The organism is Streptomyces sp. SudanB25_2051 (assembly GCF_964272635.1).
Taxonomy (GTDB): Bacteria; Actinomycetota; Actinomycetes; order Streptomycetales; family Streptomycetaceae; genus Streptomyces.
Map to the genome: position 1 here is coordinate 2,113,242 of NZ_OZ186787.1, position 26,689 is coordinate 2,139,930.

At 72.6% G+C, this 26,689-nt stretch carries 24 protein-coding genes and 1 tRNA gene; 11 read left to right on the forward strand and 14 right to left on the reverse strand.

Features of this window, described 5'->3' with window-relative positions; translation table 11 throughout:
* Positions 1–267 precede the first annotated feature (267 nt).
* The 4 genes from ACSUPT_RS09315 to ACSUPT_RS09330 form a co-directional block, all read right to left on the reverse strand.
* The gene (locus ACSUPT_RS09315; protein WP_436944037.1) at positions 268–570 is read right to left on the reverse strand and encodes a hypothetical protein; all 303 of its coding nucleotides are present in this window, start codon (positions 568–570) and stop codon (positions 268–270) included.
* On the reverse strand, positions 567–1,310 hold the full coding sequence (locus ACSUPT_RS09320; RefSeq protein WP_436944038.1) for a GntR family transcriptional regulator: 744 nt from the start codon (positions 1,308–1,310) through the stop codon (positions 567–569). Before ACSUPT_RS09320 ends, ACSUPT_RS09315 begins: the two co-directional genes overlap by 4 nt.
* The gene (locus tag ACSUPT_RS09325; protein ID WP_436946186.1) at positions 1,307–1,528 is read right to left on the reverse strand and encodes a hypothetical protein; all 222 of its coding nucleotides are present in this window, start codon (positions 1,526–1,528) and stop codon (positions 1,307–1,309) included. The genes ACSUPT_RS09320 and ACSUPT_RS09325 overlap by 4 nt, the downstream gene beginning before the upstream one ends.
* Positions 1,529–2,048: 520 nt before the next feature.
* A complete protein-coding gene (locus ACSUPT_RS09330; RefSeq protein WP_436946187.1) occupies positions 2,049–2,327 on the reverse strand; it encodes a hypothetical protein in 279 nt (92 codons plus the stop codon).
* 78 nt (positions 2,328–2,405) lie between these two features.
* On the opposite strand from ACSUPT_RS09330, the gene ACSUPT_RS09335 reads away from it, so the two are divergent.
* From ACSUPT_RS09335 to ACSUPT_RS09345, 3 genes are all read left to right on the forward strand, one after another.
* A complete protein-coding gene (locus ACSUPT_RS09335) occupies positions 2,406–3,191 on the forward strand; it encodes a GntR family transcriptional regulator (RefSeq protein ID WP_436944039.1) in 786 nt (261 codons plus the stop codon).
* 245 nt (positions 3,192–3,436) lie between these two features.
* Positions 3,437–3,820: a DUF6011 domain-containing protein gene (locus ACSUPT_RS09340; protein ID WP_436946188.1), complete on the forward strand. Its 384-nt coding sequence runs from the start codon at positions 3,437–3,439 to the stop codon at positions 3,818–3,820.
* A 367-nt stretch (positions 3,821–4,187) separates the two neighbouring features.
* Positions 4,188–4,260 (forward strand) — tRNA-Ser (locus ACSUPT_RS09345).
* Between the two features lie 176 nt (positions 4,261–4,436).
* On the opposite strand, the gene ACSUPT_RS09350 is transcribed toward ACSUPT_RS09345, so the two are convergent.
* The 3 genes from ACSUPT_RS09350 to ACSUPT_RS09360 form a co-directional block, all read right to left on the reverse strand.
* Positions 4,437–4,628 (reverse strand): hypothetical protein, encoded by a 192-nt coding sequence (locus ACSUPT_RS09350; RefSeq protein WP_399219241.1) that lies wholly within the window; start codon positions 4,626–4,628, stop codon positions 4,437–4,439.
* A gap of 112 nt (positions 4,629–4,740) precedes the next feature.
* Positions 4,741–5,319, reverse strand: coding sequence for a DUF4352 domain-containing protein (locus ACSUPT_RS09355; RefSeq protein WP_436944040.1), 579 nt, complete (start codon positions 5,317–5,319; stop codon positions 4,741–4,743).
* Between the two features lie 520 nt (positions 5,320–5,839).
* On the reverse strand, positions 5,840–6,895 hold the full coding sequence (locus tag ACSUPT_RS09360; protein ID WP_436944041.1) for an SMI1/KNR4 family protein: 1,056 nt from the start codon (positions 6,893–6,895) through the stop codon (positions 5,840–5,842).
* Positions 6,896–7,276: 381 nt separating this feature from the next.
* On the opposite strand from ACSUPT_RS09360, the gene ACSUPT_RS09365 reads away from it, so the two are divergent.
* Entirely contained in the window at positions 7,277–7,942 is a 666-nt protein-coding gene (locus ACSUPT_RS09365) for an MSMEG_1061 family FMN-dependent PPOX-type flavoprotein (RefSeq protein WP_351967201.1), read from the forward strand.
* Between the two features lie 649 nt (positions 7,943–8,591).
* A complete protein-coding gene (locus tag ACSUPT_RS09370) occupies positions 8,592–9,791 on the forward strand; it encodes a S8 family peptidase (RefSeq protein WP_351967200.1) in 1,200 nt (399 codons plus the stop codon).
* Between the two features lie 266 nt (positions 9,792–10,057).
* On the opposite strand, the gene ACSUPT_RS09375 is transcribed toward ACSUPT_RS09370, so the two are convergent.
* Positions 10,058–11,449 (reverse strand): dihydrolipoyl dehydrogenase family protein, encoded by a 1,392-nt coding sequence (locus ACSUPT_RS09375; RefSeq protein ID WP_436944042.1) that lies wholly within the window; start codon positions 11,447–11,449, stop codon positions 10,058–10,060.
* 669 nt (positions 11,450–12,118) lie between these two features.
* On the opposite strand from ACSUPT_RS09375, the gene ACSUPT_RS09380 reads away from it, so the two are divergent.
* Together ACSUPT_RS09380 and ACSUPT_RS09385 are read left to right on the forward strand one after the other, a co-directional pair.
* On the forward strand, positions 12,119–12,616 hold the full coding sequence (locus ACSUPT_RS09380; protein ID WP_361656404.1) for a hypothetical protein: 498 nt from the start codon (positions 12,119–12,121) through the stop codon (positions 12,614–12,616).
* Between the two features lie 73 nt (positions 12,617–12,689).
* Entirely contained in the window at positions 12,690–14,906 is a 2,217-nt protein-coding gene (locus tag ACSUPT_RS09385; RefSeq protein WP_361656401.1) for a S1 family peptidase, read from the forward strand.
* A 211-nt stretch (positions 14,907–15,117) separates the two neighbouring features.
* Here ACSUPT_RS09385 and ACSUPT_RS09390 read toward each other — a convergent pair whose 3' ends face one another.
* The gene (locus ACSUPT_RS09390) at positions 15,118–15,747 is read right to left on the reverse strand and encodes a class F sortase (protein WP_351967196.1); all 630 of its coding nucleotides are present in this window, start codon (positions 15,745–15,747) and stop codon (positions 15,118–15,120) included.
* Complete coding sequence (locus ACSUPT_RS09395) at positions 15,726–16,439, reverse strand: DUF4142 domain-containing protein (RefSeq protein ID WP_436944043.1); 714 nt, start codon at positions 16,437–16,439, stop codon at positions 15,726–15,728. Before ACSUPT_RS09395 ends, ACSUPT_RS09390 begins: the two co-directional genes overlap by 22 nt.
* A 366-nt stretch (positions 16,440–16,805) precedes the next feature.
* Between ACSUPT_RS09395 and ACSUPT_RS09400 the strand changes: the two genes are divergently transcribed.
* Entirely contained in the window at positions 16,806–17,561 is a 756-nt protein-coding gene (locus tag ACSUPT_RS09400) for a DNA-binding response regulator (protein WP_351967194.1), read from the forward strand.
* Positions 17,562–17,814: 253 nt separating this feature from the next.
* Here the strand turns inward: ACSUPT_RS09400 and ACSUPT_RS09405 are convergent, their stop codons facing one another.
* The 3 genes from ACSUPT_RS09405 to ACSUPT_RS09415 form a co-directional block, all read right to left on the reverse strand.
* A complete protein-coding gene (locus ACSUPT_RS09405; RefSeq protein WP_361656396.1) occupies positions 17,815–18,672 on the reverse strand; it encodes an ABC transporter permease in 858 nt (285 codons plus the stop codon).
* On the reverse strand, positions 18,669–21,461 hold the full coding sequence (locus ACSUPT_RS09410) for an alpha/beta fold hydrolase (RefSeq protein ID WP_436944044.1): 2,793 nt from the start codon (positions 21,459–21,461) through the stop codon (positions 18,669–18,671). Before ACSUPT_RS09410 ends, ACSUPT_RS09405 begins: the two co-directional genes overlap by 4 nt.
* 166 nt (positions 21,462–21,627) lie before the next feature.
* Entirely contained in the window at positions 21,628–23,130 is a 1,503-nt protein-coding gene (locus ACSUPT_RS09415) for a CoA-acylating methylmalonate-semialdehyde dehydrogenase (protein WP_361656390.1), read from the reverse strand.
* Positions 23,131–23,459: 329 nt separating this feature from the next.
* Between ACSUPT_RS09415 and ACSUPT_RS09420 the strand changes: the two genes are divergently transcribed.
* From ACSUPT_RS09420 to ACSUPT_RS09430, 3 genes are all read left to right on the forward strand, one after another.
* Positions 23,460–23,654, forward strand: coding sequence for a helix-turn-helix transcriptional regulator (locus ACSUPT_RS09420; RefSeq protein ID WP_351967190.1), 195 nt, complete (start codon positions 23,460–23,462; stop codon positions 23,652–23,654).
* Between the two features lie 193 nt (positions 23,655–23,847).
* Positions 23,848–24,429 carry a GNAT family N-acetyltransferase gene (locus ACSUPT_RS09425; protein ID WP_399219247.1) on the forward strand — a complete coding sequence of 194 codons (582 nt, stop codon included), beginning with the start codon at positions 23,848–23,850 and terminating at the stop codon, positions 24,427–24,429.
* A gap of 62 nt (positions 24,430–24,491) precedes the next feature.
* Entirely contained in the window at positions 24,492–24,728 is a 237-nt protein-coding gene (locus ACSUPT_RS09430; protein WP_351967188.1) for a heavy-metal-associated domain-containing protein, read from the forward strand.
* Between the two features lie 602 nt (positions 24,729–25,330).
* Here ACSUPT_RS09430 and ACSUPT_RS09435 read toward each other — a convergent pair.
* Positions 25,331–26,620, reverse strand: a complete 1,290-nt coding sequence (locus ACSUPT_RS09435) for a citrate synthase (protein WP_351967225.1) — start codon at positions 26,618–26,620, stop codon at positions 25,331–25,333.
* Positions 26,621–26,689: the final 69 nt, after the last annotated feature.

Here is a 26,689-nt window from a genome sequence, read left to right on the forward strand (position 1 = left end):
GGCCGGTGGGGGTGCAGCGAGGCACACGCGCGCCTGATCGGTCGGCGCGCCCGCCATCGTGGCTGGCTGTCGTTGGCTGAGGTTCTTGCCACGACCGGGCCGGGTGAAGCGGTCAGTCACGGTTACCCCCGGCGCCCTGTGGTCGGCGTCGCGGCACTGCTCCTCCGTAAGGAGACATGAAGAGAGGCGCCCAAGCCATGGCTTGGGCGCCTCTCCCCATTGAGGTAGAACAGAAGTCGGCTTGCAGCCGTCGCCGTGCGCCGACCGTCAGAGGTGGTGCGGCTCGCTCACAGCCAGGCGATGTCCTCGGCTGGTTGCGACGCGGAGTACGTCTCGCAGGGTTGCGGTCAGTTCTTGTGCCAGGTGGCGCAGGGCTTCCGCGCCTGCCTCTCCGGCGCCGAGGGTTTCCTCGGCCTCGTTCAGCAGGTCGGCTGCCGTGCCCAGCTGGACCGCTTCGATGTTGTCGGCCAGGCGGGACATGTAGCTGTCCCTGTCGTCAGTGCTCAGGTAGCAGGGCTTGCCGTCCGGGCCGGACCACGGGAGGAGTCGTAGTTCGTTCGCTGTGGTCATGCTCGCGTCTGCCTCTCATCGGTCATGGCGTGGGTGGTGAAGACGGCATCGACGCGGTCTCCCGGGAACACCAGGAACGCGGCTTCGACGACCCGCCCGGTGGAGTCGGTGGCCACACGTGTGATCGCGAGGACCGGCGCGGTGGAATTGGTCCGGAGGGTCGATACTTCGACCGGTGTCGGTGGGCGAGCACAAACCGTCTCCCGGACAGCAGCCGGCGGCAGGCTGAGGACGGCGAATCTCGTGACCGCCTCGCGGCGCAGTGGTTCGTCGTCGAGTACACCGGCCGGTGCCAGGTCCTGCGGGATGTAAATGCGTGCCAGTCCATGCGGTGCGTCCCCCTCGTGGCTGACGCAGACGAACTCTGCCAGGGGGCTTCCCGCCGGCACCTTCAGCAGGGCCGTCATGTCTCCATGCGCCCGGACCGTGGCGCAGCGCACGGTGACGTGCAGGGCCGCTTCAGCGGCCGTCCACGGGTCCAGCGTCCCCCATCCCCCGACGTACATGATCTTGCGAAGTGGACGACGGACGAAGTTGCCCTTGCCGTGGATCTTCTCGACGAGTCCTTCGCCCTGGAGGACCGCGAGAGCGCGGCGCAGGGTCACCGTGCTCACCCTGTATCCGCTCGCCAGGGCAGCCTCGGACGGTAGGCGTTCACCGGGCTTGATGTGGCCGGTCGTGATCTGGTTCCGGAGGTCGTCGGCAATCTCGTGATGGCGCGAGGCCACGGGCCCGGTCACCGCCTTCCCACCATCCGGACGGCGACGAGCCGGGTACGCGCGTGCATCGTCAGCAGCTCGCCGGACTCGAAGATCAGCTGCTTGGCGCCGTGGGGCAGTTGGAAGAGGTCCTGCACTCGGCAGAACAGTCCCCCGAGTTCTATGACGTCACCGCGCCGCACCGTGGCCGCGGACACCTCGATGCTGGCGGCCGGCGCTCTCCTGGAGGTGCGGTCGATCACTGTTCCACTCCCGCGCACGCGAACCGGTCGGGCGTTGAGTGGCACAGGCAGCCGCACGTCTCGTACACCACGGGGATGTCGACCGACGGCAACAGCGGGGAAGCATCCGCGCACGTGCGGTGTGTGCCGATCCGGCATGCGGTGGATCGGTAGGGGATGGCAACGGTGGTGGTGTAAGGCTGTCGGCGAGGCTTCATCCGTGGGCCCCCAGAAGGGTCGAGCAGGCGTCAGCCGGCAGGTGGGGAGCGACGATCATTGAACGGGTCCGTACGCGCTCCTCCCAGGCCAGCAGGTACGGGCGTACGAGCGCGACTTCCTCACCGGCGAGTGGGTGCTGGTGACCCTGGCCGCCGTCCCGGCGCGGAGGAGTTGTCGACTTGGTGGCGGACTCCGGGGGCACGGTTGCCGTCGGCGGTCGGTGGGGCGTTAAGGGGCGGCGGTGCCTGCCCTTGGGGAAGTACCGCGCTCTGGCGAGCGAGGCGGCACGGCGGATACGGTTGAACACGCTGCTCAGCTCCTATCGCTGATGGCCCGGTCCCCCGACATCGCCCGTCGTGGGGACCGCTTTGCGTACGACCGCCCAGAGGGTGCGGTCGTTCAGGCTGGTGACGAGGAGTCCGAACCGGTCGGCCTCGGCCACCACTTCGAGGACCTCCCGCCATAAGTCGGCGGATGGCGATCCCGGCACTTCCGCTTCGACCGTCGTGTGCCGGTCGTGCTCCTCCACGCGGGTGGGAAGCCCGAGGGCGGACAGCCGGGCGGCGATGGCCGCCGCGCTAACTCCCGAAGCGGGCACAGGGCAGCCTCCGTCACCGGCGATCACTTTCAGTGAAGCTAGTTAACCAGATTAGAGCTAGTGGACTAGATTTTCCATATGCCTGAGCAGCCGCCCTATCTCCGCGTCGCTGACGAGCTTCGGCGGCGGATCGCGGAGCACGTATGGGAGCCGGGGGACCGCCTGCCGTCCCGCGCCCAGATCGGTCAGGAGTGCGGGGTCGGTGAGAACGTGGTCCGGCGCGCTCAGGAGCTGTTGATCTCCCAGGGAGTGCTGGAGGGCCGCGCCGGTTCGGGCACGTACGTCGCCGAGCCCCGGCAGCGCGTGCGCATGGTGCGGTCGGCCGCGCGCGAGCGTCCCGACGGGTCGCCGTTCCGGGCGGACATGAAGGCCCTGGGCAAGCGAGGGGACTGGGAGAGCCGGACTGACGCCAAGGTGCCGGCGCCCGCGGACATCGCGGTACGGCTCGGCATCGCCGAGGGAGACCTGTGCGTCCGCACGGCGTACGAGTTCCTGGCCGACGGCAGGCCCATGCAGCTGTCGACCAGTTGGGAGCCGTACGACCTCACCGGCGGCACGCTCGTCGTCCTCCCCGAGGGCGGGCCGCACGCCGGGGCCGGTGTCGTGAACCGCATGGCCGCGATCGGCATCACCGTCAGCCACGCCGTGGAGCAACCGGAGCCGAGGCAGGCGACCGCCGAGGAGGCGTCACTTCTGGGCATCCAGAAGTCCGCGCTCGTCACCCACATCCGCCGGACGTACTACAGCGACCAGGGACGGCCCGTGGAGACGGCGGACATCGTGGTGCCCGCCGCCCACTGCGAGATCGTCTACGAGATTCCGATCAATCGTCCTTACCGGTCTGCCGAGTCGCGAAAAGCATAGTTTCCGGTGCCACACTCACCTTCGACGTCGGATGTACCAACTTGTCACCAGCATGCCGACAGTGGTGACCGTGACGGCCCGCACGGTGGTTGCGCCTAGGTACGAGCGGCAGGCTCCTGGGCCGTCTCTTTAGGTCTTGTTGAGGCCCAGCTCTGGTATCGCCCGGATTCCAAAAGTCCAGCACGTTCCGTGTGGGGAGCCTCACAATGTGTCTGACCAATCCTCAGGACATGAAGGGTCACACCATGGATGACAAATCCCCGCACCGGCGATGGATACCCCAGACCACCCCTGCCGACGCGTCTGACGGTGGCCAGCAGGAGCGGGAATCCCGCCTGCAAACCACCGCCGCCCGCGTCCGCGCACAGGCCGTGAAAGCCGCTGCGGCGGCTCGCCCGTACCTCGGGCCGATCGCCACGACCTTCGCGACCGTCGCTATCTCCACCCTGGTCTCTTCCACCCTCGACCACGGCCGGCCGAAGGACCGCAGCCTGTCACCGTCCCGGTCGTGCCAGCCGATCAGTGAGGGGCCCTCCTCAACATGCCAGGAGTGCGGGCGTCCCCTCACCGACGAGCTATCCCGGCAGGCGGGATACGGGCCGACCTGTGCGCGTTACAAACTCCTCTGACCACGGCCCGGGACTGAGTTCTCTCACATGCTCGTGTGCGGGGATCACTTTGCTCACATATGCCGACCAGTTGACTGGGCCATCTCGGGATCCTGCCAGGTTCGCGCCGCCTGGCACCGGACCTCGCAGCGTTGTCGGGGTACCCCAGTGCGCCTGACAGACGGGCGTCCTCCGTCTTGCGAGGCACGGCACCGGATATCGCGGACCCATCCGACAAGATCCAGAAGAGACGGCCCGGAGCGAGCATGCTCAGGCGGACACCCGGGGTGGGCGGCTCCAGCCGGCATGCGCCGTCCATCCCTCTGTCGAATGCGTGTCGAAGGCGCCGCAGGTCCACAGGCGTCAACCGAAGAGCCCGAGGTCAGAGGCCGTACACCGGTAATCTCATTCAGTGCCTTCTAAGCACTTGGCCGCAGGTTCGAGTCCTGCCGGGGGCGCCAGTCTCCGCCCTCCCCTTGGGGAGGGCTTTTCGCTGGTCAGGACCGCTTCTCAAGCGACGCGACGAAGCCCCGGACGCCCTCTCGATGATCAAGGGCGGGTCCGGGGCCGTCCGGCTGTCACCGGGTTTTCGCGGGTGGCCGTGTCGCATACGTGTCGAAGTCTTCGCGTCGCGGGGTCAGATCGCGCCGCTCCTGGTCTCCCCCGAGTCCGTCCACTGCTTGTCCTCAGGGGCCGCCGTGTGGTTCAGCAGTTCGCACCCCTGGTCCTCGGCACCGGGCTCGGGCAGCGTGACGTCCTCCACCCGCATGGCGTCGGGTCGCAACAGACCGCAGCGGTACTGCGTGGCGAGGATGGCGTGCAGCCGCATGCCGCCGCACGGCCGGTGCCGTATCCCGTCGAGGATCGGCGCCGCCTGCTCGGGGTGGTGAGCGCCTCTCTGTGCGGCGACGCCGGTTGCCGGTTACGAGCGCCACCTCCCCCTATCCCTTGGGGATGGCCCATTCGGTCGGCTCGGACCCCTCGGGCTCGTACACGAGATGCTCAGGGTGCTTGTCACCGGGCACCGGGAAGGCGATCAAGCCGCGCGCGCACCGTCCTGGCTTAAGAGTCTTGTCCATCGGGAACTCGGGCTTCGGCATGTCGCCGCCTGTGGATCCCGTGATGTCGATACTGGTGCCATCGCTGTAGGCGAGTGACCAGGGGAACTGGCTGACGGAGACGTTGGAGCCCTTGATGTTGCAGACCTTGATGTCCGCCGTCGCCCAGGTATCGCCGCCCTGGAAGTCCTCTGGGGGCTGGGGCTGGGGGCCCTTGTACGGCTGTTGGTAGGCGAGTGCCTGAACGGTGATGCGGATGTCGTTCTCCGCGTCGACAACGTCCTTCTTGGCCCCCATCTTCAGAACGCCGTCGGGTTCGGCGGATGCGGCTCGCGGGCCAGGTGTGGCGGTGACGGTCTGCGTGACAGTGACGGTCACCTTGGGTTCACCGCTGCCACCGCAGGCGGTGGCGGAGGCAGCGACGAGCAGGACTACGGGTACAGCAGCAGTACGGATGCGCATGGTCCCCCCGGACGTTCTCTGATCAGAGAAGACAGCATGGCGGATGCTGGGCGGTGCGCGGGTGGGGATGGCGAAGATCGTCGACTGGCAGGGGTTGGCTGACGCGGTCGACGCCGGCGCCCTGCGGTCGAGTAGCCGCCCGCTGCGTCGGCCGACGAAGCCACAGCTCAGACCCAGGATCCCCTGAAGGGGTGACCGCTCTCCCGGCCGCCGTACGGCCATGCGGCCACCAGCATGCTGCTGTGAGGAAAGGCCAGGGCACTGTTCCGCGGGCTGCCGCCACCCTCCACCCGCGACAGTGAACAGCCGATGCCTGGCGAACGTCCGAGTCCAGCCCGTCCCGGCGGCCTTGGCCCTGGCCAATCCTCCGTGGCAGCGGGACGTATGGCCGGACCCGTCAGCGCGGGCGTACGTCGCGGGGGCACCGCCACGTTGTTCCCGGCCCCCTACGCCAGCCGGGCGGGAGGTGAGGAGCGGCGGCACTGTCGCGCGTCCTACACGTGAGGCGGCGGGCCTCCCGTCAGGGTTGCCGGTCGTCGGCGGGGGCGCCGGAGCCGGGTTCGAACGTCGCGCCGAGGTCGTACTGGGCGATCCCGAAAGGCTGGAACGCCGCATCGGCGAGGACGCGGTAGAGGAACTCGGAGGTGGACATGTCGTACCAGTGCCACGGGCCGCCGTCATGGGACCGCGCGAGGACGGGGTACTCGCCCGGCCGCCTGGCGTCGATCAGCCAGCAGTACTCGTCGGCCCACTCGGTGGAGCCCCATGCGACCAGCCCCTTGCCGCCCGGCGCGTACACCCCGTAGGGATCGAGGGCGGAGACGCTTCCCAGCCCGCTGTCCCGGTCGACCGACACGGCGACCCGCCACTGTGTCAGGAGGTCGAAGGAGATGCCCTCGTCGCGCCCCAGAAAGTAGACGGACTCGCTGAAGACGCCCCCGCCGAACGCCTCGTAGAGCTTCTTGTAGTCCGCCGGCAGCGGCACCCCGAGCTCTTCCTCGATCGCCGGCCAGTCGGCGGAGATGCCGAGCGGCTTCCACCCGGTCAGCTCGATCACCCGCTGAGCCCAGGTGCAGGGGTCTTCGGGCAGTTCCCTCCCCGCTTCGGCCGCGGTCCGCGTCCCGGGCCGCGCGGCGTCCCGCGCCTCCTGTGCTGGGACACGGATGACCGAGTCCGCCCAGGGATCCCCCTCCGGGGGCGCGTCCGGCGATGGTGCGGCCCGCTCCGCCACCAGCACCACCAGCTGTTCGCCGTCCCCGGCACGGACCGCACCGCAGCCGATCCACCGACTGCCGGACGCCCATGCGCGCATCTCGACCAGCTCCCCGGCGAAGGGGGCAAGGAGCGGCAGGCCGGTCCGCTCGGTCACCGTCGGGTCGATGTAACCGCCCATGGCCAGGTTGCGCAGCTGCCCGTGCCGGCGGTTGAACTCCTTCAGGAGGACGGACAGGTCGACGGTGCCGGGGACCGTGAGGCACACGTGCCCGGCCTGGTGCCCGGGACGGCCGCACACCAGTTCCCGGCCGCCCGGCCGGGCCACGGCGGCGACGGCTTCGAGCAGTTCCTGTTCGCCCATGGCCAGAGAGTGAAACACACGCCACCGACAACGAGCCGGGCCCGGTTCTGCTCACAGCCAGGACCGACGGCAACGGGGCGGCGGCGCCGGACACGCTCGATGCCCTGCTGCCGCGCACGTCGGCAGTCCTCGCCGAGACCGCCGCGTCGGGGCTGGTAACGGGATACCGAAAGGGGCTCTCCCTGCTACGGGTCAAGCCCTGCCGCGACGTCCACGGTCGCCGTGGTCCGCTCCGGACGACGGTCTGGGCAGCGGTGCCGTGCTTCCCGCCGCGGGACGCCGGGGATCTCAAGGGCCGCCGGCGGTCGGGGCGGTCGGGCGCGGGCGAGATCACACGCCGGTTTGCCCACGGGGCCCGGCCCCTCTTCTAGGGTCATGCACATGATCATCGATACGGGGAACGACGGCTCTCTCTTCGCCTCCCTCCGGGCGGACGCCCTCACCAGCGCGGACCAACTGCGCGAGCACTACCCGCAGCCCAGCCCGCACGCGCTCCGCAAGGAGACCGACCGCCTGACCGACGAGACGCGGGCCCTGATCGGCTGCTCCTCGCTGGTGTTCATCGGCAGCGCGGACGCCGAGGGCCGGGCGGACGTGACGCCGCGCGGCGGACCGGCCGGGTTCGTCTCGGTGCTGGACGAGCGGACGCTCGTGATTCCCGACGCGACGGGCAACAAGCGCCTCGACACCCTGCACAACGTGCTGCGGACCGGTCGGGTCGGCCTGCTGTTCCTCATTCCGGGCCGCCCGACCACCCTGCGCGTCAACGGCCGCGCGTGCGTATCCGCCCGCCCGGAGCTGCTCGCCCGGCTCACGCCCGTGGGCAAACCGCCGGTCACCGCCCTCGTGGTCCAGGCCGAGGAGGTCTACCCGCACTGCCCGAAGTCGCTGATGCGCGCCAACGCCTGGCAGCCCGAGCAGTGGCTGCCCGCCGACGCCCAGCCCACCAGCGCCGAGGTCACGCTGGCCCAGCTGGACCTGCCCGGCCTGACCGTCGAGCAGATCGAGGAGGCCGAGCGGGAGTCGCTGCGGCTGCGATACGAGTGAGCCCCGCCCGTCGGCCGCGTCTTCACCGCTGCCGCGCTTTGGTGACTTGCGCCCGCCCCGCCCCGATCGCGCCGTCGTGGGGGCGTCCGTCCTGCGGGGCGGGCCAACAAGCAGTGGTTGGCAGGCGAGGTGACGGGGCGTCGGGGCGGGACGGCGGAGGCGTGGCGGCGCTGTGGGGATGTCGCTGCCACCGCCGGGTTCGCCGTCCCGGTGTCATGTGGGCGGACGACGGGTGCTTGAGGGGATTTGTGTGGGGCAGGTGTACGCATGCACATATCCATGGCCCCTGCATGGGGTGTTGGTGTGGAGTGTTTGCACATCTCCTTTGCATTCGCTTCTGAGTCTTGGTTTCTTTCAGGCCATCTCGTTCCGGCGGGCCCTGGCGCGGAGTGGGTGAAGCGCAGGCCGACGGGACGCGTCACACCCCTCTGAACTGCGGCGAAGCGCTTCGATTCCGGTAACGCGGACCGGCCGGATAAGGCCTCGCCGCATGGCCGGAATCCACTTTCGCAAGTCCGTTGTGTAAGTCACAGCTGCACCGAACCCTTGATCTGCGCGCGTCAATCGGTCAGGGTTTCGAGCCAGCCCCGGGAGTTCTTCCGTCCACGGGGCCAACCCCCCACAGAAGCTGACGAGGAGTCCCCTCTTCATGGCAACTCACAAGCGCGCGAGCCGGACCAAGCTCACCGCCGCCATCACCGCCGTCGCCGCCGCAGCGGGCGTCACGCTGTTCGGCACGTCCTTCGCGGGAGCCGCCGCTCCCGCCGAGGGCAAGATCTACGGCGCCAACGCCGAGACGGCGGTCGCCGGAAGCTACATCGTCATCCTGGACGAGAAGGCCGACAAGAAGGACCTCGCCCAGGAGTACGGCGGCAAGCTGCAGCGCAACTACACCTCGGCCTTCAACGGCTTCTCCGCCAGCGGTCTGTCCGAGACGGAGGCCAAGCGCCTGGCCGCCGACCCGGCCGTCGCCAAGGTCGTGCAGAACAAGAAGTTCAAGATCAGCGCCACCCAGGACAACCCGCCGTCCTGGGGCCTGGACCGGACCGACCAGGCCGACACGGCGGGCGACCAGAAGTACACCTACCCGGACAGCGCGGGCGAGGGTGTGACGGCCTACGTCATCGACACCGGTGTGCGCGTCACCCACAAGGACTTCGAGGGCCGCGCCACGCACGGCTTCGACGCCGTGGACAACGACGAGTCCGCCGACGACGGCAACGGCCACGGCACGCACGTCGCCGGCACCATCGCGGGCGCCGCGCACGGCGTCGCCAAGAAGGCCAAGATCGTCGCCGTGCGGGTGCTCGACGACAACGGCTCGGGCACCACCGAGCAGGTCGTCGCGGGCATCGACTGGGTCACCAAGAACCACCAGGGTCCGTCCGTCGCCAACATGAGCCTCGGCGGCGGCGCCGACGAGGCCATCGACGAGGCCGTCCGCAAGGCCATCGCGGCCGGCATCACCTTCGGTGTCGCGGCGGGCAACGAGTCCAGCGACGCGGGCCAGGTCTCCCCCGCCCGGGTGAAGGAGGCCATCACGGTCGCCTCCTCCACCAAGGAGGACGGCCAGTCGGAGTTCTCGAACTTCGGCGAGGTCGTGGACATCTACGCCCCCGGCTCCGACATCACCTCGACCTGGAACGACGGCGACGAGGGCACCAAGACCATATCCGGTACGTCGATGGCGACCCCGCACGTCGTCGGCGCCGCCGCGGTCTACCTCGCCGGCCACAAGGACGCCACCCCCGACCAGGTCGCCAAGGCCCTGACCGACGGCGCCACGCCCGACAAGATCACCAACCCGAGCACGGGCACGGCCAACAAGCTGCTGAAGATCGTCGAGTGACCGACGGCCCTCCCGGCTGAACCGGCGGCCGCCGCACCTCACGGGGAGCGGCGGCCGCTTCGGTGTTGCCTGCCCCTGCGGGGCGCGGGGTGCCCGGGCCGGGTGACCCATGGGGCGGGGGCCCATGGGTGGCGGCCCCATGGGTGCGGCCCCCATGGGGACGGCCCCCATGGGGACGGGCCCCACCTGGGCCCGAGGCCTATGATCTCGGCCGCCATGGGGCCGTGCCACATGGGCGCCCGGCCCATGGTGCGGGGCCCTACGGGTCAGCCCAGGTCCTGGAGTGCCTGCTCCACCGTCCGGTGGAAGGTCGGGTACGCGAACATCATGTGCCGCAGCCGGGCCAGCGGGACCTCCGCGTGGACGGCGACCGCCAGGCCGTACAGCACCTCACCGCCCATCGGCCCGGCGGACGTGGCTCCGACGAGGACGTCCCGGTCGGCGTCGGCGACCAGTTTGATCAGCCCGTCGTTGCCCGCCTTGTGGATCCAGCCGCGCGTCGACGAGGGCACCTGGGCCAGCCCCGTGCGCGTCCGGATGCCCTGCTCGCGGGCGGCGTGCTCGGTGAGGCCGACCGCGCCGACCTCGGGGTCGGTGAACGTGACGCGGGGCAGCGCCCGGTAGTCGGCGTCCGGGCCCGGCTCGCCCAGGATGTCGCGGGCGGCCAGCTCCCCCTGGTACATCGCCACATGGGTGAACGCCCCATGTCCCGTGACGTCACCGACCGCCCAGGCCCCGTCCGCCGCGCGCATCCGGCCGTCCACGTGAAGCGCCTTGGCGTCCGGGTCGAGGCCGATGTGCTCGACGCCCAGACCCGCGAGGGCGGCGCGCCGGCCCGTCGCGACGAGCAGGTGCCGGGCGGTCAGTTCCTCGCCGCCGTCCAGGGTGACGCGGAACGTCCCCGCCTCGTGCCGTACGCCCACGGCCCGCGCACCCGCCCGTACGTCGATGCCCTCCCGCCGGAACACCTCCGCGACGAGCGCGGCCGCCTCGGGCTCCTCCGAGGGCAGCAGCCGCTCGGCCGCCTCCACGACGGTGACGGCGGTGCCGAACCTGGCGTACGCCTGCGCCAGTTCGGCGCCGATGGGCCCGCCGCCGAGGACGAGCAGCGAGGGCGGGGCCTCCTTCGCCGAGACGGCGTCGCGGTTCGTCCAGTACGGCACGTCGGCGAGGCCCGGCACGGGCGGGATCTGCGGGCGGCTGCCGGAGGCGAGGACGACGCCCCGCCGCGCGGTGAAGGCCCGCCCGTCGACCTCGACGCGCCGGGGGCCGGTGAGGCGTGCGCGGCCGCGCAGGAACCGGCCGCCCTTGCCGGTGAAGCGGTCGACGGCGGCCTTGTCGTCCCAGTCGTCGGTGGCCTCGTCGCGGATGCGGGCGGCGACAGTCCCGAAGTCGGGGGTCACCTCCGTGCGGCCGGCCATGCCGGGGACGCGTCGGGCCTCCGCGAGGAGGTTGCCGGCCCGGATCATGATCTTGCTGGGTACGCAGGCCCAGTACGGGCACTCGCCGCCGACCAGCTCCGCCTCCACGCCGAGGACGTCGAGCCCGGCCTCGGCCAGGCGGCCCGCGACATGTTCGCCGCCCACGCCCATGCCGACCACGACCACGTCGACCGTGTCGCTGTCGGTGTCGGTGTGCTGCCCGGTGCCACCCGCCATGGGTGCCCTCCTCGTGTCGGCTCGGTTCGCGGTCCCCTACGGGCGATCCTGACGTGTTCGCGGCCGCTCCGCCTCCGGGACGCGTCAGGCCGGGGCACTCGGGGCGCTCACGGGGCATGCCGGAGGCGCTCCGGGCGTACTCGCGTACGTACTCCAGATGTCTCCGGAGGCGCCCACGCCCCGCACCTCCCACACACCGCGTACGCCGCACACGCCCCGCGCATCGCACACACCGCGTACATCGCCCAGACCTCCTACGTCGCACACGTCACCCACCCACGCCCCCGCACCGCCCCGCCAGCCCGGCCCACCCCCCACAAACCGGCCCCGCCCCACGACGCCCCCGCTCGCCCCGCACCCCGTCGTCGCTGCCAAAAGCGGCGCCGCGGGCTCATCCGGGCGCGGGTCCCGGCCCAACTCCGAACTCTTGTGCCAGTCACGGGCGACGGTAACTATGATCAAGCCGATCCGAACTGGGGAACCGGAGTGCGGCCTTCGCCGCGGGGGGAGTTGACGAACCATCAGTGCCATTCCGCAGCGCCCCCGGATGCGGCGCCCCCGCCCTTCGGGCCGCCCCCGTGCCTGACCACGGCACATCCGCGCGCGGTTTCCGCGCGCCTCTCTCATCTCATTGAACTCAACTGACCAAAGAGGAAAACGAGACTCCTGATGAAGTTCATCTCTCGCCTGCTCGTCGCGGGTGCCGTCGCCGGTGCCGCCGCGCTGGCCGTCACCACCGCCGGCGCCACCGGTGCCGGCACCGCCCCGTCCGTCGCGCCGGTCGCCGACGAGGCGCCCGGTTACGCGGTGGAGGACTTCAACTACCCGCAGGCCGACAAGATCCTCGCCGAGCAGGGCATCAAGCTGAAGCGCGGCGACGGCCACATCGTCCTCGCCACCTGCGGCGACCCGTCCCTCCTCGAGGTGTGGGCGCGCAGCAAGGACAAGATCTGCTTCCGCGTCACGGGCAACCAGGGCTACCTCAGCCTGGAGATCCCGGCCGTGTACGGCATCAAGGGCAACGACTACAACACCGACGTGACCATGTCGGTCGACAACACCGAGAAGTCGTTCGAGGTCGCGAAGAACAGCTGGACGCCGGTCGGCGAGAGCGCGGACCCGCAGGGCCGCGACCACATGCTGCTGGAGATCATCACCAGCCGGTAAGCCCCCCATGGGCCCCGGCGCGCCCTGCCCGGCTCGCCGGAGGCTCGACTCCCCCCCATACAAGGAAACGTTCATGCACCGTGCACACCTCGCCCGTTCCGCCGGGCTGGCCGCGCTGACAGCGGCCCTGATCGCGGCACCCCTGTGCGTTCCGGCCACCGCCGTGACCGGCACCGCCGAGGCGGAGGGCTCGCTCGCGTTCACCGCGCGGCTCGACATCGGCAACGGCGAGCGCGCCTGCTCCGGCGCCCTCGTGGACCGCGAGTGGATCCTCACCGCGGCCAGCTGCTTCGCCGACGACCCGGCCGTGAGCCTCGCCGTCCCCGCCGGCTCCCCCAAGCTGAAGACGACGGCGACCATCGGCCGTACGGACCTCACCACCACCGCCGGCGTGGTGCGCAACGTCGTCGAGGTCGTCGCGCACCCGTCCCGCGACGCGGCGCTCGTCCGTCTGAACCGCCCCGTCACCACGATCACGCCCGTCGCGGTCAGCGCCACCCCGGCCGCCGTCGGCGAGGAGCTGAAGGTCGCCGGCTACGGCCGTACGAAGACCGAGTGGGCGCCGCTCAAGCTGCACAGCGGCACCTTCACCGTCGACGCGGTGACCGCGAGCGACGTCAACCTGACCGGCAAGGACGGCGTGGCCGTCTGCAAGGGCGACACCGGCGGACCCGCGCTGCGCGTCGTCAACGGCCAGGCGCAGCTGGTCGCCGTCAACAGCCGCTCCGCGCAGGCGGGCTGCTTCGGCATCGACGCGGCCGTCACCAGCACCGCGGCCCTCGACACCCGCGTCGACGACCTGCGCGCCTGGATCGACGCCAAGGTCGCCGCGCCGCGCTTCACCGACTTCAACTGCGACGGCGCCGAGGACATCGCCATCGGCGACCCGCGGGCCACGGTCGGCACGGACGCCAACGCCGGTGTCGTACGCGTCGTCTACGGCGGCGGCAAGGGCACCGTCGAGCTGAACCAGGACCAGGCGTACGTGCCCGGCGGCGCCGAGGCGAGCGACTGGTACGGCGAGACCCTCGCCACCTTCGACCACAACGAGGACGGCTGCACCGACCTCGTGGTGGGCGTCCCCGCCGAGGACATCACCGTCGGCACCACCACCCACGCCGACGCGGGCTCCGTCCAGATCCTGTACGGCGCCAAGGGCGGCATCGGCACCGGCCAGGCCGCCGTCGACTACGTCCAGGGCCTCGGCGACATCGGCGTCATCAAGGGCTCGGCGTCCGAGGCGGGCGACCGCTTCGGCCACTCCGTCGCCGCCGGCCACACCGCCGCGGGCGAGCCGTACCTGCTGATCGGCGTTCCGGGCGAGGACCTCGGCACGGCCGCGGACGCGGGCAGCGCCATCTACGTGCGCGGCTCCGTCAACGTCGTCGCCAACCAGGACAAGCCGAACTACGCGGGCGACCCGGAGGCCGGTGACCGGTTCGGTTCGTCCGTCGCCGGTTCCGCGAACCACCTGGTCATCGGTTCGCCGGGCGAGGCCATCGGCACCGAGAAGAACGCGGGCGGCGTGCAGATCCTCACCCACGCCATCAACGCCGACAAGGTCCTGACGCCGGTCCTCGGCTTCGACCAGGACGCCGACGTGGTCAGCGGCGGTGCCGAGCCGGGCGACCAGTTCGGCGCGTCCGTCGCCGCCGTCGCGTACCGCCCGTCCGGCGCGGCCACCGCGACGGACTCGATCATCGCGATCGGCTCGCCCGGCGAGGACCTGACGGTCGGCACGGCCAACAAGGCCGACGCGGGCGCCGTGCAGACGCTCCGCGTGACCGCGTCCGGCACGGTCACCCAGGCCGCCAACATCCAGCAGGAAATCACCGACGTCACCGGTGCCGCCGAGGAAGGCGACAAGTTCGGCTCCAAGGTCGTCCTGGCCAACACCTCGCCGCGCGCCGTGGGCTCCACCTCGACGCTGGTCCTCGCGGTCGGCATCCCCGGTGAGGTCGTCGGTTCGGTCGCCGGCGCGGGCGCGGTCCAGACGTTCTACCCGCTCGGCTCGGTCGGCGCGCACGACACCTGGATCGAGGCGGGCAACGCCCCCGGCCTGCCCGGTACGCCCACCGCGGGCCACGCGATCGGCTCGTACCTGGGCGCCACCGCGACGCACCTGTACATCGGTGTGCCCAACACCGCCCCGTACGGCGCCGCGTACGCCATGCCGTGGGGCAACGCCACCGGCGGCCGCCTCGGCGCGACCGCCGCGGTGACCACCTACAAGCCGGGTGCCAACGGCATCCCGGCCGCGGGTGGCGACTTCGGGCGCGCCTTCGGCTGATCCCGGCCGCCTGACGCGCCGACGGGCCCGGGGAGGATCGCTCCTCCCCGGGCCCGTCCCCTTTCGCCGTACGTCCGTCCCGTCCGGCGCGGGTACGCCACCGGGCCCGGCCGGCCGTACGCCGCCGCGTCCGGCGGGGCTCACGCCCTCGGCCGCCGCGGACCTGCGCCGCCGGCCCCGGCGGCCCGTCAGCAGGCGGGCCCGGCGGGGCTCACGCCGGTACGCCGTACAGGACCAGGTTCTCCGCGTACGCCCGCCGCTTCTCGTCGAACGCGCCCGCGCAGGTCACCAGGACCAGCCTCGGCCGGCCCTCCGCCGAGAACAGGTCGCCGGGCAGCGCGCCGGCCCGGTAGGTGCGCCGCGCCACGATCCGGTACGTGTGCCGGGTGCCGTCCGCGGCCGCCACCTGCGCCAGGGCGCCCATCGGCAGGGAGTGCAGCGCCTCGAACGGGCCCGGTCCCTCCTCCGCCGAGTCCAGGTGCCCGGCCAGCAGCAGCGTGCCCGCCGACGCTCCCGGACGCGCGCCGAACGCCCACCAGCCCAGCCGCGACGGCGACTTCGGCAGATCCAGCGCGCCGTCCCCGGCCTGGGCGACCGGGTCGATGGGCAGGCGCCGCACATGGCCGGGCACGGTCAGGGTGACCGGCGGGGAGTGCGCCGCCGCGGCGGCGGGTCCCGCCGGGGCGCTGCCCGCGGGCACGGCGCCCTGGTCGGGCGGGGCGGGCGGCGCGGCCCCCGGGAGGAACAGCGCCAGGGCGAGCGAGGCGGCACCCGCGAGACCGGCCCAGGCCGGCAGGCGGCTCGGGCCGGGCTCGGAGGTCAGCCGGTGGGGGCCGGCCATGCGTCAGCGGACGTCGTTGCGGCGGATCCGCCCGGCCGCCCAGAAGGCGCCGCCCGCGACGAGCACCCCGCCGATGGCCATGGCGGGTACGGCGACGAACGCGGGAACGCCCTCGTCGGCGAGGGCGACCTGACCGCCGTTGCCGGCGTGGACGGCGTGCGGGGCGGGCGCGGTGTGCTCGTGGCAGGTGCCGCCGCGGACCATGGACAGATGGTGGGCGACGACGGGCGGGCCGCCTTGGCCGCGGCCGTGACCTCGGCGTCCTTCCCCTTGGCGATCTGGTGGTCGATCATGCCGAGGGTCTTGGTGTGCGCGGCGTCCTGGGCCTTGAGCCAGGCCGTGTCGTACGCGCTGGTGCCGGCCTTGGCCATCACGGCGGCGAGGGTGCGCTGCTGCTCGGGGGAGGGCGCCATGGGGAGGTCGACGCCGAGCTTGTCGGCCAGGGCGCGCGTCGCGGCGTCGAGCTTGGTGTGGTCGCGCACGAGGACGCCGCCGACGTGCTTCACGCACTCGGTGGTGGCGTTCTTCTGGGCGTCCTTGCCCGCGGCGATCTCGGTCAGGTTGCCCTGGTGGGCGGCGCGGAGGAACGCGTAGTCGGTGGGGGGAGCCTCGGCGGCGAGCGCCGGGGCCGCGGCTATGCCGGACAGGGAGAGGCAGGTGAGGGCCGTCGCGGCCCAGAGGTGCTTGCGCATGGCGTTGTCGTCATCCGTTCGTGGTGAGTGGGGTCTTGGAGTCGTGTCGTCCTGCGGTCGGGTCCTCGTCGGCGCGGCGCGTCCTGCCGCCGCGCTCCTGCCCCCATCCGGACACGCCGCCGCGCCTGGCGCCATCCGGGCTACTGCGATCCGGTGCGGCCCTCACCCGGACGGCGGGCGCGCCGTCGCCGGGGTGGTGCGCGGGGGTGAACCGACCAGCGTGACCGACCCCGGTGCGCCGCGGAGCACTTGGCTTGGACTCGCCATCCCCCGGATCCCCCTTGTCACCGTACGCAGTCACATGAGTACATGGAGTTGCGTACGTGCGTTCCGTGGGGATGCCGGGGATGACGGGGGTGGTCGGCCGTGGCGGATGTCCAGGGATCGGTCGTGGGTCTGGTGGCGGCGCGGGAGAGCCGCGAGGGCGCCCCGGCCCGGGCGGCGCCTCCGGCGGTGCCGCGCCCGCCGGGCCAGCCGGTGACGGGTGCCCGGCATGTGTGCGCCGCGCTCGCCGCGCTGACGGAGTCGGCCCGGCGCGAGGTGCTGACCTTCGACGATCCGGCGGTGGGGCTGCGGCGGCCGGTGCCGGAGCCGTTCGCGGAGCTCGCGGGGGCGTGCGTACGGACGGCCGCCGAGCGGGTGCGCACGGTCCGGCAGGTCCTGCCGCGCCACGCGCTGGCCCGGCTGACGGCCGTCGATCCGGGTGGGGTGGCGCGGCTGCCGGGGCGGGCGCGGCTGACGGACACGATCCCGTTCAAGCTGATCGTGGTGGACCGGGCGGTCGCGGCGGTCCCGCTCGACATGGAGCTGCTGCACAACGGGCTGCTGCTGATCCGGGACCCGGTCGTCGTACAGGCGCTGGTGCGGGCCCACCACGCGTGGTGGGAGGCGGGCGAGGACATCGGGGAGGCCCGGCAGCAGGGCGCCGCGCTGCCGCCTCGGCTGCGCCCGGTGCTGGACGCGCTGCTGGCCGGGCTGACCGACGAGACGGCCGCGGCCCGGCTGGGCATATCGGCGCGCACCTACAGCAGACGCGTCGGGGAGCTGCTGGCGGCCCTGGGCACGACGAGCCGCTTCCGCGCCGGCGCGGAGGCCGCCCGCCGCGGCTGGCTGCGGCAGTAGCGCCCGGCCGGGCACGGACGGACACGGGGTGCGGGGCTGCGAGGCCCGGCCGGTACGGCCACGGGGTGCGGAGGCGCGGGCCGCGGGGGGCCGGGCCGGCAGGGCGTGGGCGTACGGGCCACGGGGTGCGGGGGTGCGGGCCGCGGGGGCCCGGGCCGCGGGGCGTGGGCGTACGGGCCGCGGGCGCGCGGGGACGCGCGGCGCGGGGTGCGGGCGGGCGGGCCTCAGGGGCCGGGACCGCGGGGTGTGGGCCCTACGAGACGATGTCCTTGCGGGCGAAGCCGCGGAAGGCCAGGGCGAAGAGGACCAGCGCGTACGCCACCGAGACGGCCGTGCCCTTGACCATGCCGGCCCACTCCAGCTGCGGCTGGAGCGCGTCCACCCAGGCGTACTGCCAGTGCGCGGGCAGGAACGCGCGCCAGTCGCCGAGCGCGGTGACCGCGTCCAGGACGTTGCCGACGATGGTCAGGCCGACCGCGCCGCCGACCGCGCCCAGCGGGGCGTCCGTACGGGTGGACAGCCAGAAGGCCAGCCCGGCGGTGACCAGTTGGGACACGAAGACGAACGCCACGGCGATGCCGAGCCGCCCCAGGCTGTCGGCGGCGCCGAGCGCCCCGCCGGTCGGCAGCCGCAGCGGGCCCCAGCCGTACGCGACGGTCCCGGCGGCCAGCGCGACGAGCGGCAACAGCACCATCGCGGCGGCGCTGAAGCCGAGCGCCACCACGAGCTTCGACCACAGCAGCCGGGCGCGGGGCACGGGCGCGGCGAGCAGGTAGCGCAGCGACGACCAGCCCGCCTCGGAGGCGACGGTGTCCCCGCAGAACAGCGCGACGGGGATGACCAGCAGGAAGCCGGCGGAGACGAACAGGCAGGTCGCGGCGAAGTTCCCGGCGGAGGCGGTGGCCGTGTCCATCAGCGTGATCCGGTTGTCCGGCCCGTCGTCCCGGTCGCCGCCGATGGCGAAGGCGGCGATCAGGACGAACGGCAGGACGGCGAGGATCGCGCCCATCACGGCCGTACGGCGCCGCTTGAGCTGCCGCACCGCCTCGACGCGCAGGGGCAGGGTGTGCCCGGCGCGGTAGCCGGGCGCCGAGTCGAGCAGCGCGGTCATGCGGAGCCTCCTCCTCCGATCAGGGTGAGGAACGCGTCCTCCAGGCGCCGGTGCGGGCCCACACCGGTCACGGGCACGTCGAGGCGCACCAGTCCGGCGACGAGCCCGGCGGGTGTGCCGGTGCCGTCGAGCCGTACCAGCAGTCCCGAGTCCACGCGGGTCGCGGACGCCACGCCGGGCAGCGCGGCGGCCTTCTCGGCGAGCGCCTCCGGCACGTCCCCCTCGGTGGTGACGAGCAGGGTGTCGCCGTTGCCGGTGATCTCGGCGACGGGCCCGGCCTGCACGAGGCGGCCCCGGTCCATGACCACCAGGTGGGTGCAGGACTGCTCGACCTCCGCGAGGAGGTGGCTGGAGACGATGACGGTCCGGCCGCCGGCCGCGTAGCGGATCATCACGTCCCGCATCTCGCGGATCTGCGGCGGGTCGAGGCCGTTGGTCGGCTCGTCGAGGATCAGCAGGTCCGGCAGGCCCAGCATGGCCTGGGCGATGGCGAGCCGCTGCCGCATGCCCTGCGAGTACGTCCGCACGGCGCGGGCCAGGGCCGCGCCGAGCCCGGCGATCTCCAGCGCCTCGTCGATGTGGGCGTCCTCGGCGGGGCGGCCGGTGGCGCGCCAGTACAGCTCCAGGTTCTCCCGCCCGGACAGGTGCGGCAGGAACCCGGCGCCCTCCACGAACGCGCCGACGCGGGACAGGACGGGCGCGCCGGGCCGTACGGCGTGGCCGAACACCCGGATCTCCCCGCCGTCCGGGGTGATCAGGCCCATCAGCATCCGCAGCGTGGTGGTCTTGCCGGCGCCGTTGGGCCCGAGCAGTCCGAGGACCTGGCCCTTCTCGACGCGGAACGACAGATCGCGCACGGCGTACGCGTCGGAGGAGCGGGCGTACCGCTTGGTCAGGCCGCTGATGACGAGCGGTACGTCGGCGAGGTCCGGGTCGGGGGCGGGGGCGGCGGTCCTGCGGCGGGCGGTCAGCAGCAGCGCCGCCGCGACGAGGGCGCCGCCCGCGGGCAGGCCCCACACCCACCAGGGCAGCCCGGCGGCCTGGGTGCGCACGGCGGGCGCGGTCGGTACGGACAGCCCGTCCCCGGCGAGGGCCGCGGTGTACGCCGCGGGGGCGGCCGGGGAGGCGTAGCCGAGGTCGGTGGCGGCGAGGACGACGCGCAGCCGGTGCCCGGCCTCCACCTCGTGGTCGATGGCGGGCAGCGTCAGTTCGACGGTCCTGCCGTCCCCGGCGCCGTCGATCCGTACGGGTGCGACGAGCTGGGCGGGGAGGATCTGGCTGCGGCCGTCCGGCCCGACGTCGTAGACCTTGCCGAACAGCACGGCGCTGCCGCTGTCGGAGGCGACGGTGACGCGGACGGTGGGCGTGCCGGTGATCCGCAGCGGCGCGTCCAGCGGGCGGGTCTCGAAGCGGGCGTGCTGGCCGGGGAAGTCGAGGGAGAGGCCCATGCCGAGGGAGGACAGCTGGGAGAGGCCGCCGCCGACGCCGGGGACGGTGGAGATGCCCGGCGGGGTGGCCCCGGCGGGGTTGCGGAAGGTCTGCGGGGGTCCGGCGAGCGGCAGGACGCGCACCCCGTCGCGCAGACCGGGGTAGCGGTCGGCGGTGGCGCCGCGCAGGGTGGCCCGGCCGTCGGTGGAGTCGACGCCTCCGGTGCGGCTGACCCGGAAGGCGGGGCCCGTGTCGGCGCTCTCGTCGCCCTTGAGGTACTTGTCGAACCAGGCGCCGACGCGTGCCTGGACCCGGTCGGCCTCGGAGGTGCCGCCGTCGTGGCCGCCCGCGATCCAGTCGACGGCGACGGGCGCGCCGTTGCGGGCGATCGCCTGGGCCATGGTGTCGGCGTGGCCGAGCGGGAACAGCGAGTCGGACTGGCCCTGGGTGATGAGGGTCGGCACCTTGATCCGGTGGGCGACGGCGGACGGGCTGCGGGCCTCCAGCAGGGCGCGGGCGGCCGCGTCGGGCCGGCCCGTGACGGCGATCCGCTCGTACATGGCGCACAGTTCGGGCTGGAAGCGGCCGCAGGCGGTGGTGACCGCGGCGGCCGGCGAAGCGGCGGCGGCACCGCGCTCCCCGGCGGCGGGGCCCTCGGCGGGTCCGGGCTCCCCGGCGGCGGGGCCCTCGGCGGGTCCGGGGTCCTGCGGGGCGCCGGGTTCCCGGGGCGCGGCGGGCTGCTGGGGGGCGGCGGGGCCGCCCGAGCCGGTGGTGAAGAAGATCCCGGCCCACAGCTTCTTGAACACCCCGTCGGGGAACAGCGCGTCGGCGAGGTTCCAGTACGTGATCTGCGGGGCGATGGCGTCGACGCGCGGGTCGTGTCCGGCGGCCAGCAGCGCGGCCGCCCCGCCGTACGAGGCGCCGGTCACGCCGACGCGCGGGTCGCCGGCCTTGTCGAGCCGGACCTCGGGCCGCCCGGCCAGCCAGTCGATCAGCCGCTGGACGTCCTTGACCTCGTGGCGCGGGTCGTTGAGGCCGATCTGCCCGCCGGAGCGGCCGAACCCGCGGGCGGTCCACGTCATGACGGCGTACCCGTCGCGGGCGAGCCGTTCCGCCTGGGCGCGTACGTCGTCCTTGCTGCCGCCGAAGCCGTGCCCGAGCAGCACGGCGGGGCGGCGGCCCGTGCCGCCGGACGTGAAGAACGACGTGTCGATCTTCGCGCCCGGCATGGCGAGCACGGTGTCCTCGCGGTGCACGGCGGCCTCGCCGTCGGAGGCGACGGCGGTGAACGTGCCGGCGCCGCCGAGCAGCACTCCTGCCACGGCGAGCGCAGCCCACCGCCGGGAAAGTCGGGTCCGCATGACTCGACCCTAAACGGCCCGGCCGGGCCGCCCCGCTGCCCCCGGTCGGAGCCGGTGCGCCTCCTTCCGGCGTAGGCGCCGCCGGGCGCGTACCGCAGGCGCGGTAGACGGGCGGGGCGCAACCGGACGCCGGCGGACAAACGGGCGCGGCGGGCGGGCGGCCGGTTCAGTGGTTGCGGGGGAAGCCGAGGTCGATGCCGGCGGGGGTCTCGGACGGGTCGGGCCAGCGGGTGGTGACGACCTTGCCGCGCGTGTAGAAGCGGATGCCGTCGGTGCCGTAGATGTGGTGGTCGCCGAAGAGGGAGTCCTTCCAGCCGCCGAAGGAGTGGTAGCCGACGGGCACGGGGATCGGGACGTTCACGCCGACCATGCCCGCCTCGACCTCCATCTGGAAGCGGCGGGCGGCGCCGCCGTCGCGGGTGAAGATCGCGCTGCCGTTGCCGTACGGCGAGGCGTTGACGAGGGCGACGCCCTCCTCGTACGTCTCCGCGCGCAGCACGCACAGGACCGGCCCGAAGATCTCGTCCCGGTAGGCGCGGGCGGTGGTGGGCACCTTGTCGAGCAGAGACAGACCCATCCAGTGGCCGTTCTCGTAGCCGTCCACGGTGAGGCCGGTGCCGTCGAGGACGACCTCGCAGCCGTCGGCGGCGGCGCCGGTGACGTAGGAGGCCACCCGGTCGCGGTGCTCGGCGGTGATGAGCGGGCCCATCTCGGACGACGGGTCGGTGCCGGGGCCGACCTTGATCTTCTCGGCGCGTTCGCGGATCTTCTCGACGAGCGCGTCACCGCTCGCGCCGACCGCGACGACGGCGGAGACCGCCATGCAGCGCTCGCCCGCGGAGCCGTACGCCGCGGAGACCGCCGCGTCGGCCGCCGCGTCCAGGTCGGCGTCGGGCAGGACCAGCATGTGGTTCTTGGCGCCGCCGAGCGCCTGGACGCGCTTGCCGCGGGCGGTCGCGGTCGTGTGGACGTGCCGGGCGACGGGGGTGGACCCGACGAACGACACGGCGTCCACGCCGGGGTGGGCGAGCAGCGCCTCGACGGCGTCCCGGTCGCCCTGGACGACGTTGAACACCCCGTCGGGCAGGCCCGCCTCGGCGAGGAGCTCGGCCAGCCGGATCGACGGGGAGGGGTCCTTCTCGCTGGGCTTGAGGACGAAGGTGTTGCCGCAGGCGATGGCGAGCGGGAACATCCACATCGGCACCATGGCGGGGAAGTTGAACGGGGTGATCCCCGCGACCACGCCGACCGGCTGCCGGATCGAGGCGACGTCGACCCGGTTCGACACCTGCGTGGACAGCTCGCCCTTGAGCTGTGTGGTGATCCCGCAGGCCAGCTCCACGATCTCCAGGCCGCGGGCGACCTCGCCGAGCGCGTCGGAGTGGACCTTGCCGTGCTCGGCGGTGACGAGCGCGGCGATCTCGTCGCGGTGCGCGTCGAGGAGCGCGCGGAAGCGGAACAGCACGGACGTGCGCTGCGCCAGCGACGAGGTGCCCCAGGTCGCGTAGGCGTCGCGGGCGGCGGCGACGGCGGCGTCCACCTCGCCGGCGGAGGCGAGCGCGACGCGGGTGGTGACGGCGCCGGTCGCCGGGTCGGTGACGGGGCCCCAGCGGTCCGACGTGCCCTCGACGGGCTTGCCGCCGATCCAGTGGTGGACGGTCTTCGTCATGGCAGGCGTACTCCTTCGCAGATGACGGCGTCGGGCCGATCCCACCACGTGCCGCCGCCGTCGCGCGCCCGACACTGTGTCCCGTGTCGGGGGGCGGCCGTAGACAGGTGGCGGTGTGCGCTCCCAACGTGTCACAGGCGTTCCACGGCCGTCACATATGTCACCAAACAGCGGATGTACGGTCACGGGGGTTCAACAGCATGCCCCGATACGGTCACTCTGCGTCGCAGGTGGGGCACAGGGTGGGTGATCACCAGTCCGCGCCGCGGCCCCCCGACGGCCCTCCCCCGGGGCCGCGCCGCGGCGTGCGCAGGGAGGTGCCATCGGAGATGACGGACCGCAGGCTCTGGTCGTACAAGGAGATCGCGGCGCACATCCGGGTGCAGCCGGACACCGTGCGCTCGTACCGCAAGCACGGGCTGATGCCGCCGCCCGACCATGTGGAGGCGGGCAAGCCGTACTGGTACGCGGACACGATCCGCACCTGGGTCGCCAACCGCCCCGGCAACCGCCGGGGCGGCTGACGGCCGGGCCGCGCCGGGTGCGGGCGCCGGGCCCCCGACGGCCGGGCGCCCGCACCCGCGCGCCCGCACCCGCGCGCCCGGCGGCTCCGCGCCCGGCGACTCCGCGACAGGCGGTCTCCGCCAGCGGGCGGCGGGCGGCGGGCGGCGGGAAAAGGCGTTGCCGAGGCCGGTGGGCGGTGGGTTGCATCGGGGGATGAGCGACTTCTCCCACAAGCCCGTCCTCACCGGCGACAAGGTCATCCTGAGGCCCTTCCGCGAGGGCGACGCCGAGACCATGGCGGCGATCCTGGACGATCCCGAGGTGCTGCGGCTCACCGGCAGCGCCGGGCAGCCGCCGTTCACCCTCGACCGGCTGCGGGAGTGGTACGGGACGCGCGGCGCCCGGACGGACCGCCTGGACCTCGGCCTGGTCGACCGGGCGTCCGGCGCGCTCGTCGGGGAACTCGTCCTGAACGAGTGGGACGAGCCGAACCGCAGCTGCGGCTTCCGGGTGCTGATCGGGCCGGAGGGCCGCGACCGGGGCCTGGGCACCGAGGCGATACGCCTCCTGCTCGCGTACGCCTTCGAGCGGCTCGGCCTGCACCGCGTCCACCTGGGCGTGTACGCGTTCAACCCGCGCGCCGTGCGGGTCTACGAGCGCGTCGGCTTCGTGCGCGAGGGCGTCGAGCGGCAGGCTCTCCTCCACGAGGGCGAGTGGATCGACTCCATCCGCATGGCGATCCTGGCGCCCGAGTGGGCGCGGCACCGCGGCCACAGTGGAATCCATACCCCGTAGGGGTATACAGTGGAGGCCGTGCCGGGGCTCAGGGCCCTTACCGTTCTCAGAGGAGCAGCACCATGACCGCCGAGACGAACACCGACGTCACCACCGTGTACGAGGTCAAGGGCATGACCTGCGGGCACTGCGAAGGCGCCGTGACGCAGGAGATCTCCGCGCTTCCGGGCGTCACCTCGGTCCAGGCCGTGGCCGCCACCGGCAAGGTGACCGTCACCTCCGGCGCGCCGCTGGACGAGGAGGCCGTCCGCGCCGCCGTGGACGAGGCCGGCTACGAGCTGGTCGGCACCGCCGCCTGAGCGCCGGGCATCAGCGCTCCGGCCCCCGCCGGGCCGCCCGTACGGGCCGTATCGCGACAAAAGACGCGGTGCGGCCCGCTCTGCTTGCGGGACCGGAACGGACGTTCACGTGAATTCACCTTCACGTGACTCACCAGACCTTCACAAAGAGACCTAGATCACAGATATTTGGGGGTAACCATTTGGACGGCTCGCGAGTCTAAATGGGCGATGCCAAGAACGTCTTGGGGGACGTTCATGGGATGTCTTGGGGGACGTCCCAGGCAAGCGTTGGCCGGGGCACGTGCACCGGGGAGCTTTGAGCGGCCCTCCCGTTCGTACGTACCCCGGCAGATCGCATACGCGAGACCTCTGCCGGTCACACCGGCAGACGCCCGGACCGGATCCCGTGGGGGGAATCCGCACCGGGATATGGGAAGCGCCCCGCTCGTCGACCCGTGGGGGGATCGGCAGGCGGGGCGCTTCTCGCTGTCCGGGGACCGGACGCCCGGGGACCCGGCGGGCCGCGAAGGCCCGCGGGCCCGGCGGGCGCGGGGCCGGTGGGGGCGGGGGCCGGCGGGCCCGGCCGGCCGCGAAGCCGGCGGGCCCGTGGACGTGAGGCGTCAGCGGCCCTCGACCGGGACGAAGTCGCGCAGGACCTCGCCCGTGTAGATCTGGCGCGGACGGCCGATGCGGGAGCCCGGCTCCTTGATCATCTCGTGCCACTGGGCGATCCAGCCCGGCAGGCGGCCGAGGGCGAACAGGACCGTGAACATCTCGGTCGGGAAGCCCATGGCGCGGTAGATCAGGCCCGTGTAGAAGTCCACGTTCGGGTAGAGGTTGCGCGAGACGAAGTACTCGTCGGCGAGCGCGTGCTCCTCCAGCTTCAGGGCGATGTCCAGCAGCTCGTCGCTCTTGCCGAGCGCCGAGAGGACATCGTGCGCCGCCGCCTTGATGATCTTCGCCCGCGGGTCGAAGCTCTTGTAGACGCGGTGGCCGAAGCCCATCAGGCGGACGCCGTCCTCCTTGTTCTTCACCTTGCGGATGAAGGAGTCGACGTCGCCGCCGTTGGCCTGGATGCCCTCCAGCATCTCCAGCACCGACTGGTTGGCGCCGCCGTGCAGGGGGCCCCACAGGGCGGAGATGCCCGCGGAGATGGACGCGAACATGTTCGCCTGGGACGAGCCGACCAGGCGGACCGTGGAGGTGGAGCAGTTCTGCTCGTGGTCCGCGTGGAGGATCAGCAGCTTGTCGAGCGCCGAGACGACGATCGGGTCGAGCTCGTACTCCTGCGCCGGCACGGAGAACGTCATGCGCAGGAAGTTCTCGACGTACGACAGGTCGTTGCGCGGGTAGACGAACGGGTGGCCGATCGACTTCTTGTACGCGTACGCCGCGATCGTCGGCAGCTTCGCCAGCAGCCGGATCGTGGAGAGGTGGCGCTGCTTCTCGTCGAACGGGTTGTGGCTGTCCTGGTAGAACGTCGACAGCGCGCTGACCACGGACGACAGCATGGCCATCGGGTGGGCGTCGCGCGGGAAGCCGTCGAAGAACCGCTTGACGTCCTCGTGCAGCAGGGTGTGCTGCGTGATCTCGGTGGTGAAGGCCTCCAGCTCGTCGGCCTTCGGAAGCTCGCCGTTGATCAGCAGGTACGCCACCTCGAGGAAGGTGGAGCGCTCGGCGAGCTGCTCGATCGGGTAACCGCGGTAGCGCAGGATGCCCTGCTCGCCGTCCAGGTAGGTGATCGCGGATTTGTACGCGGCGGTGTTGCCGTACCCGCTGTCCAGGGTCACCAGACCCGTCTGCGCGCGGAGCTTCCCGATGTCGAAGCCCTTGTCGCCCACGGTGCTCTCGACCACCGGGTAGGTGTACTCACCGTCCGCGTACCGCAGTACTACAGAGTTGTCGCTCACGTCATCCCTCACCGACGTTGTGCCTCTTCTTCGAGGTGCCCTGACTGTCTCTACCATCCCCCACTTGGC

What these genes read in the sequence shown, in the direction of transcription:
- ACSUPT_RS09350 (WP_399219241.1), bottom strand. Translation starts at nt 4,628, where the DNA reads ATGCGGCTGCACGCCATCCTCGCCACGCAGTACCGCTGCGGTCTGTTG.
- ACSUPT_RS09410 (WP_436944044.1), bottom strand. Translation starts at nt 21,461, where the DNA reads ATGCGGACCCGACTTTCCCGGCGGTGGGCTGCGCTCGCCGTGGCAGGA.
- ACSUPT_RS09380 (WP_361656404.1), top strand. Translation starts at nt 12,119, where the DNA reads ATGAAGTTCATCTCTCGCCTGCTCGTCGCGGGTGCCGTCGCCGGTGCC.
- ACSUPT_RS09385 (WP_361656401.1), top strand. Translation starts at nt 12,690, where the DNA reads ATGCACCGTGCACACCTCGCCCGTTCCGCCGGGCTGGCCGCGCTGACA.
- ACSUPT_RS09375 (WP_436944042.1), bottom strand. Translation starts at nt 11,449, where the DNA reads ATGGCGGGTGGCACCGGGCAGCACACCGACACCGACAGCGACACGGTC.
- ACSUPT_RS09390 (WP_351967196.1), bottom strand. Translation starts at nt 15,747, where the DNA reads ATGGCCGGCCCCCACCGGCTGACCTCCGAGCCCGGCCCGAGCCGCCTG.
- ACSUPT_RS09340 (WP_436946188.1), top strand. Translation starts at nt 3,437, where the DNA reads ATGGATGACAAATCCCCGCACCGGCGATGGATACCCCAGACCACCCCT.
- ACSUPT_RS09335 (WP_436944039.1), top strand. Translation starts at nt 2,406, where the DNA reads ATGCCTGAGCAGCCGCCCTATCTCCGCGTCGCTGACGAGCTTCGGCGG.
- ACSUPT_RS09425 (WP_399219247.1), top strand. Translation starts at nt 23,848, where the DNA reads ATGAGCGACTTCTCCCACAAGCCCGTCCTCACCGGCGACAAGGTCATC.
- ACSUPT_RS09315 (WP_436944037.1), bottom strand. Translation starts at nt 570, where the DNA reads ATGACCACAGCGAACGAACTACGACTCCTCCCGTGGTCCGGCCCGGAC.
- ACSUPT_RS09355 (WP_436944040.1), bottom strand. Translation starts at nt 5,319, where the DNA reads ATGCGCATCCGTACTGCTGCTGTACCCGTAGTCCTGCTCGTCGCTGCC.
- ACSUPT_RS09430 (WP_351967188.1), top strand. Translation starts at nt 24,492, where the DNA reads ATGACCGCCGAGACGAACACCGACGTCACCACCGTGTACGAGGTCAAG.
- ACSUPT_RS09395 (WP_436944043.1), bottom strand. Translation starts at nt 16,439, where the DNA reads ATGCGCAAGCACCTCTGGGCCGCGACGGCCCTCACCTGCCTCTCCCTG.
- ACSUPT_RS09415 (WP_361656390.1), bottom strand. Translation starts at nt 23,130, where the DNA reads ATGACGAAGACCGTCCACCACTGGATCGGCGGCAAGCCCGTCGAGGGC.
- ACSUPT_RS09365 (WP_351967201.1), top strand. Translation starts at nt 7,277, where the DNA reads ATGATCATCGATACGGGGAACGACGGCTCTCTCTTCGCCTCCCTCCGG.
- ACSUPT_RS09360 (WP_436944041.1), bottom strand. Translation starts at nt 6,895, where the DNA reads ATGGGCGAACAGGAACTGCTCGAAGCCGTCGCCGCCGTGGCCCGGCCG.
- ACSUPT_RS09420 (WP_351967190.1), top strand. Translation starts at nt 23,460, where the DNA reads ATGACGGACCGCAGGCTCTGGTCGTACAAGGAGATCGCGGCGCACATC.
- ACSUPT_RS09405 (WP_361656396.1), bottom strand. Translation starts at nt 18,672, where the DNA reads ATGACCGCGCTGCTCGACTCGGCGCCCGGCTACCGCGCCGGGCACACC.
- ACSUPT_RS09370 (WP_351967200.1), top strand. Translation starts at nt 8,592, where the DNA reads ATGGCAACTCACAAGCGCGCGAGCCGGACCAAGCTCACCGCCGCCATC.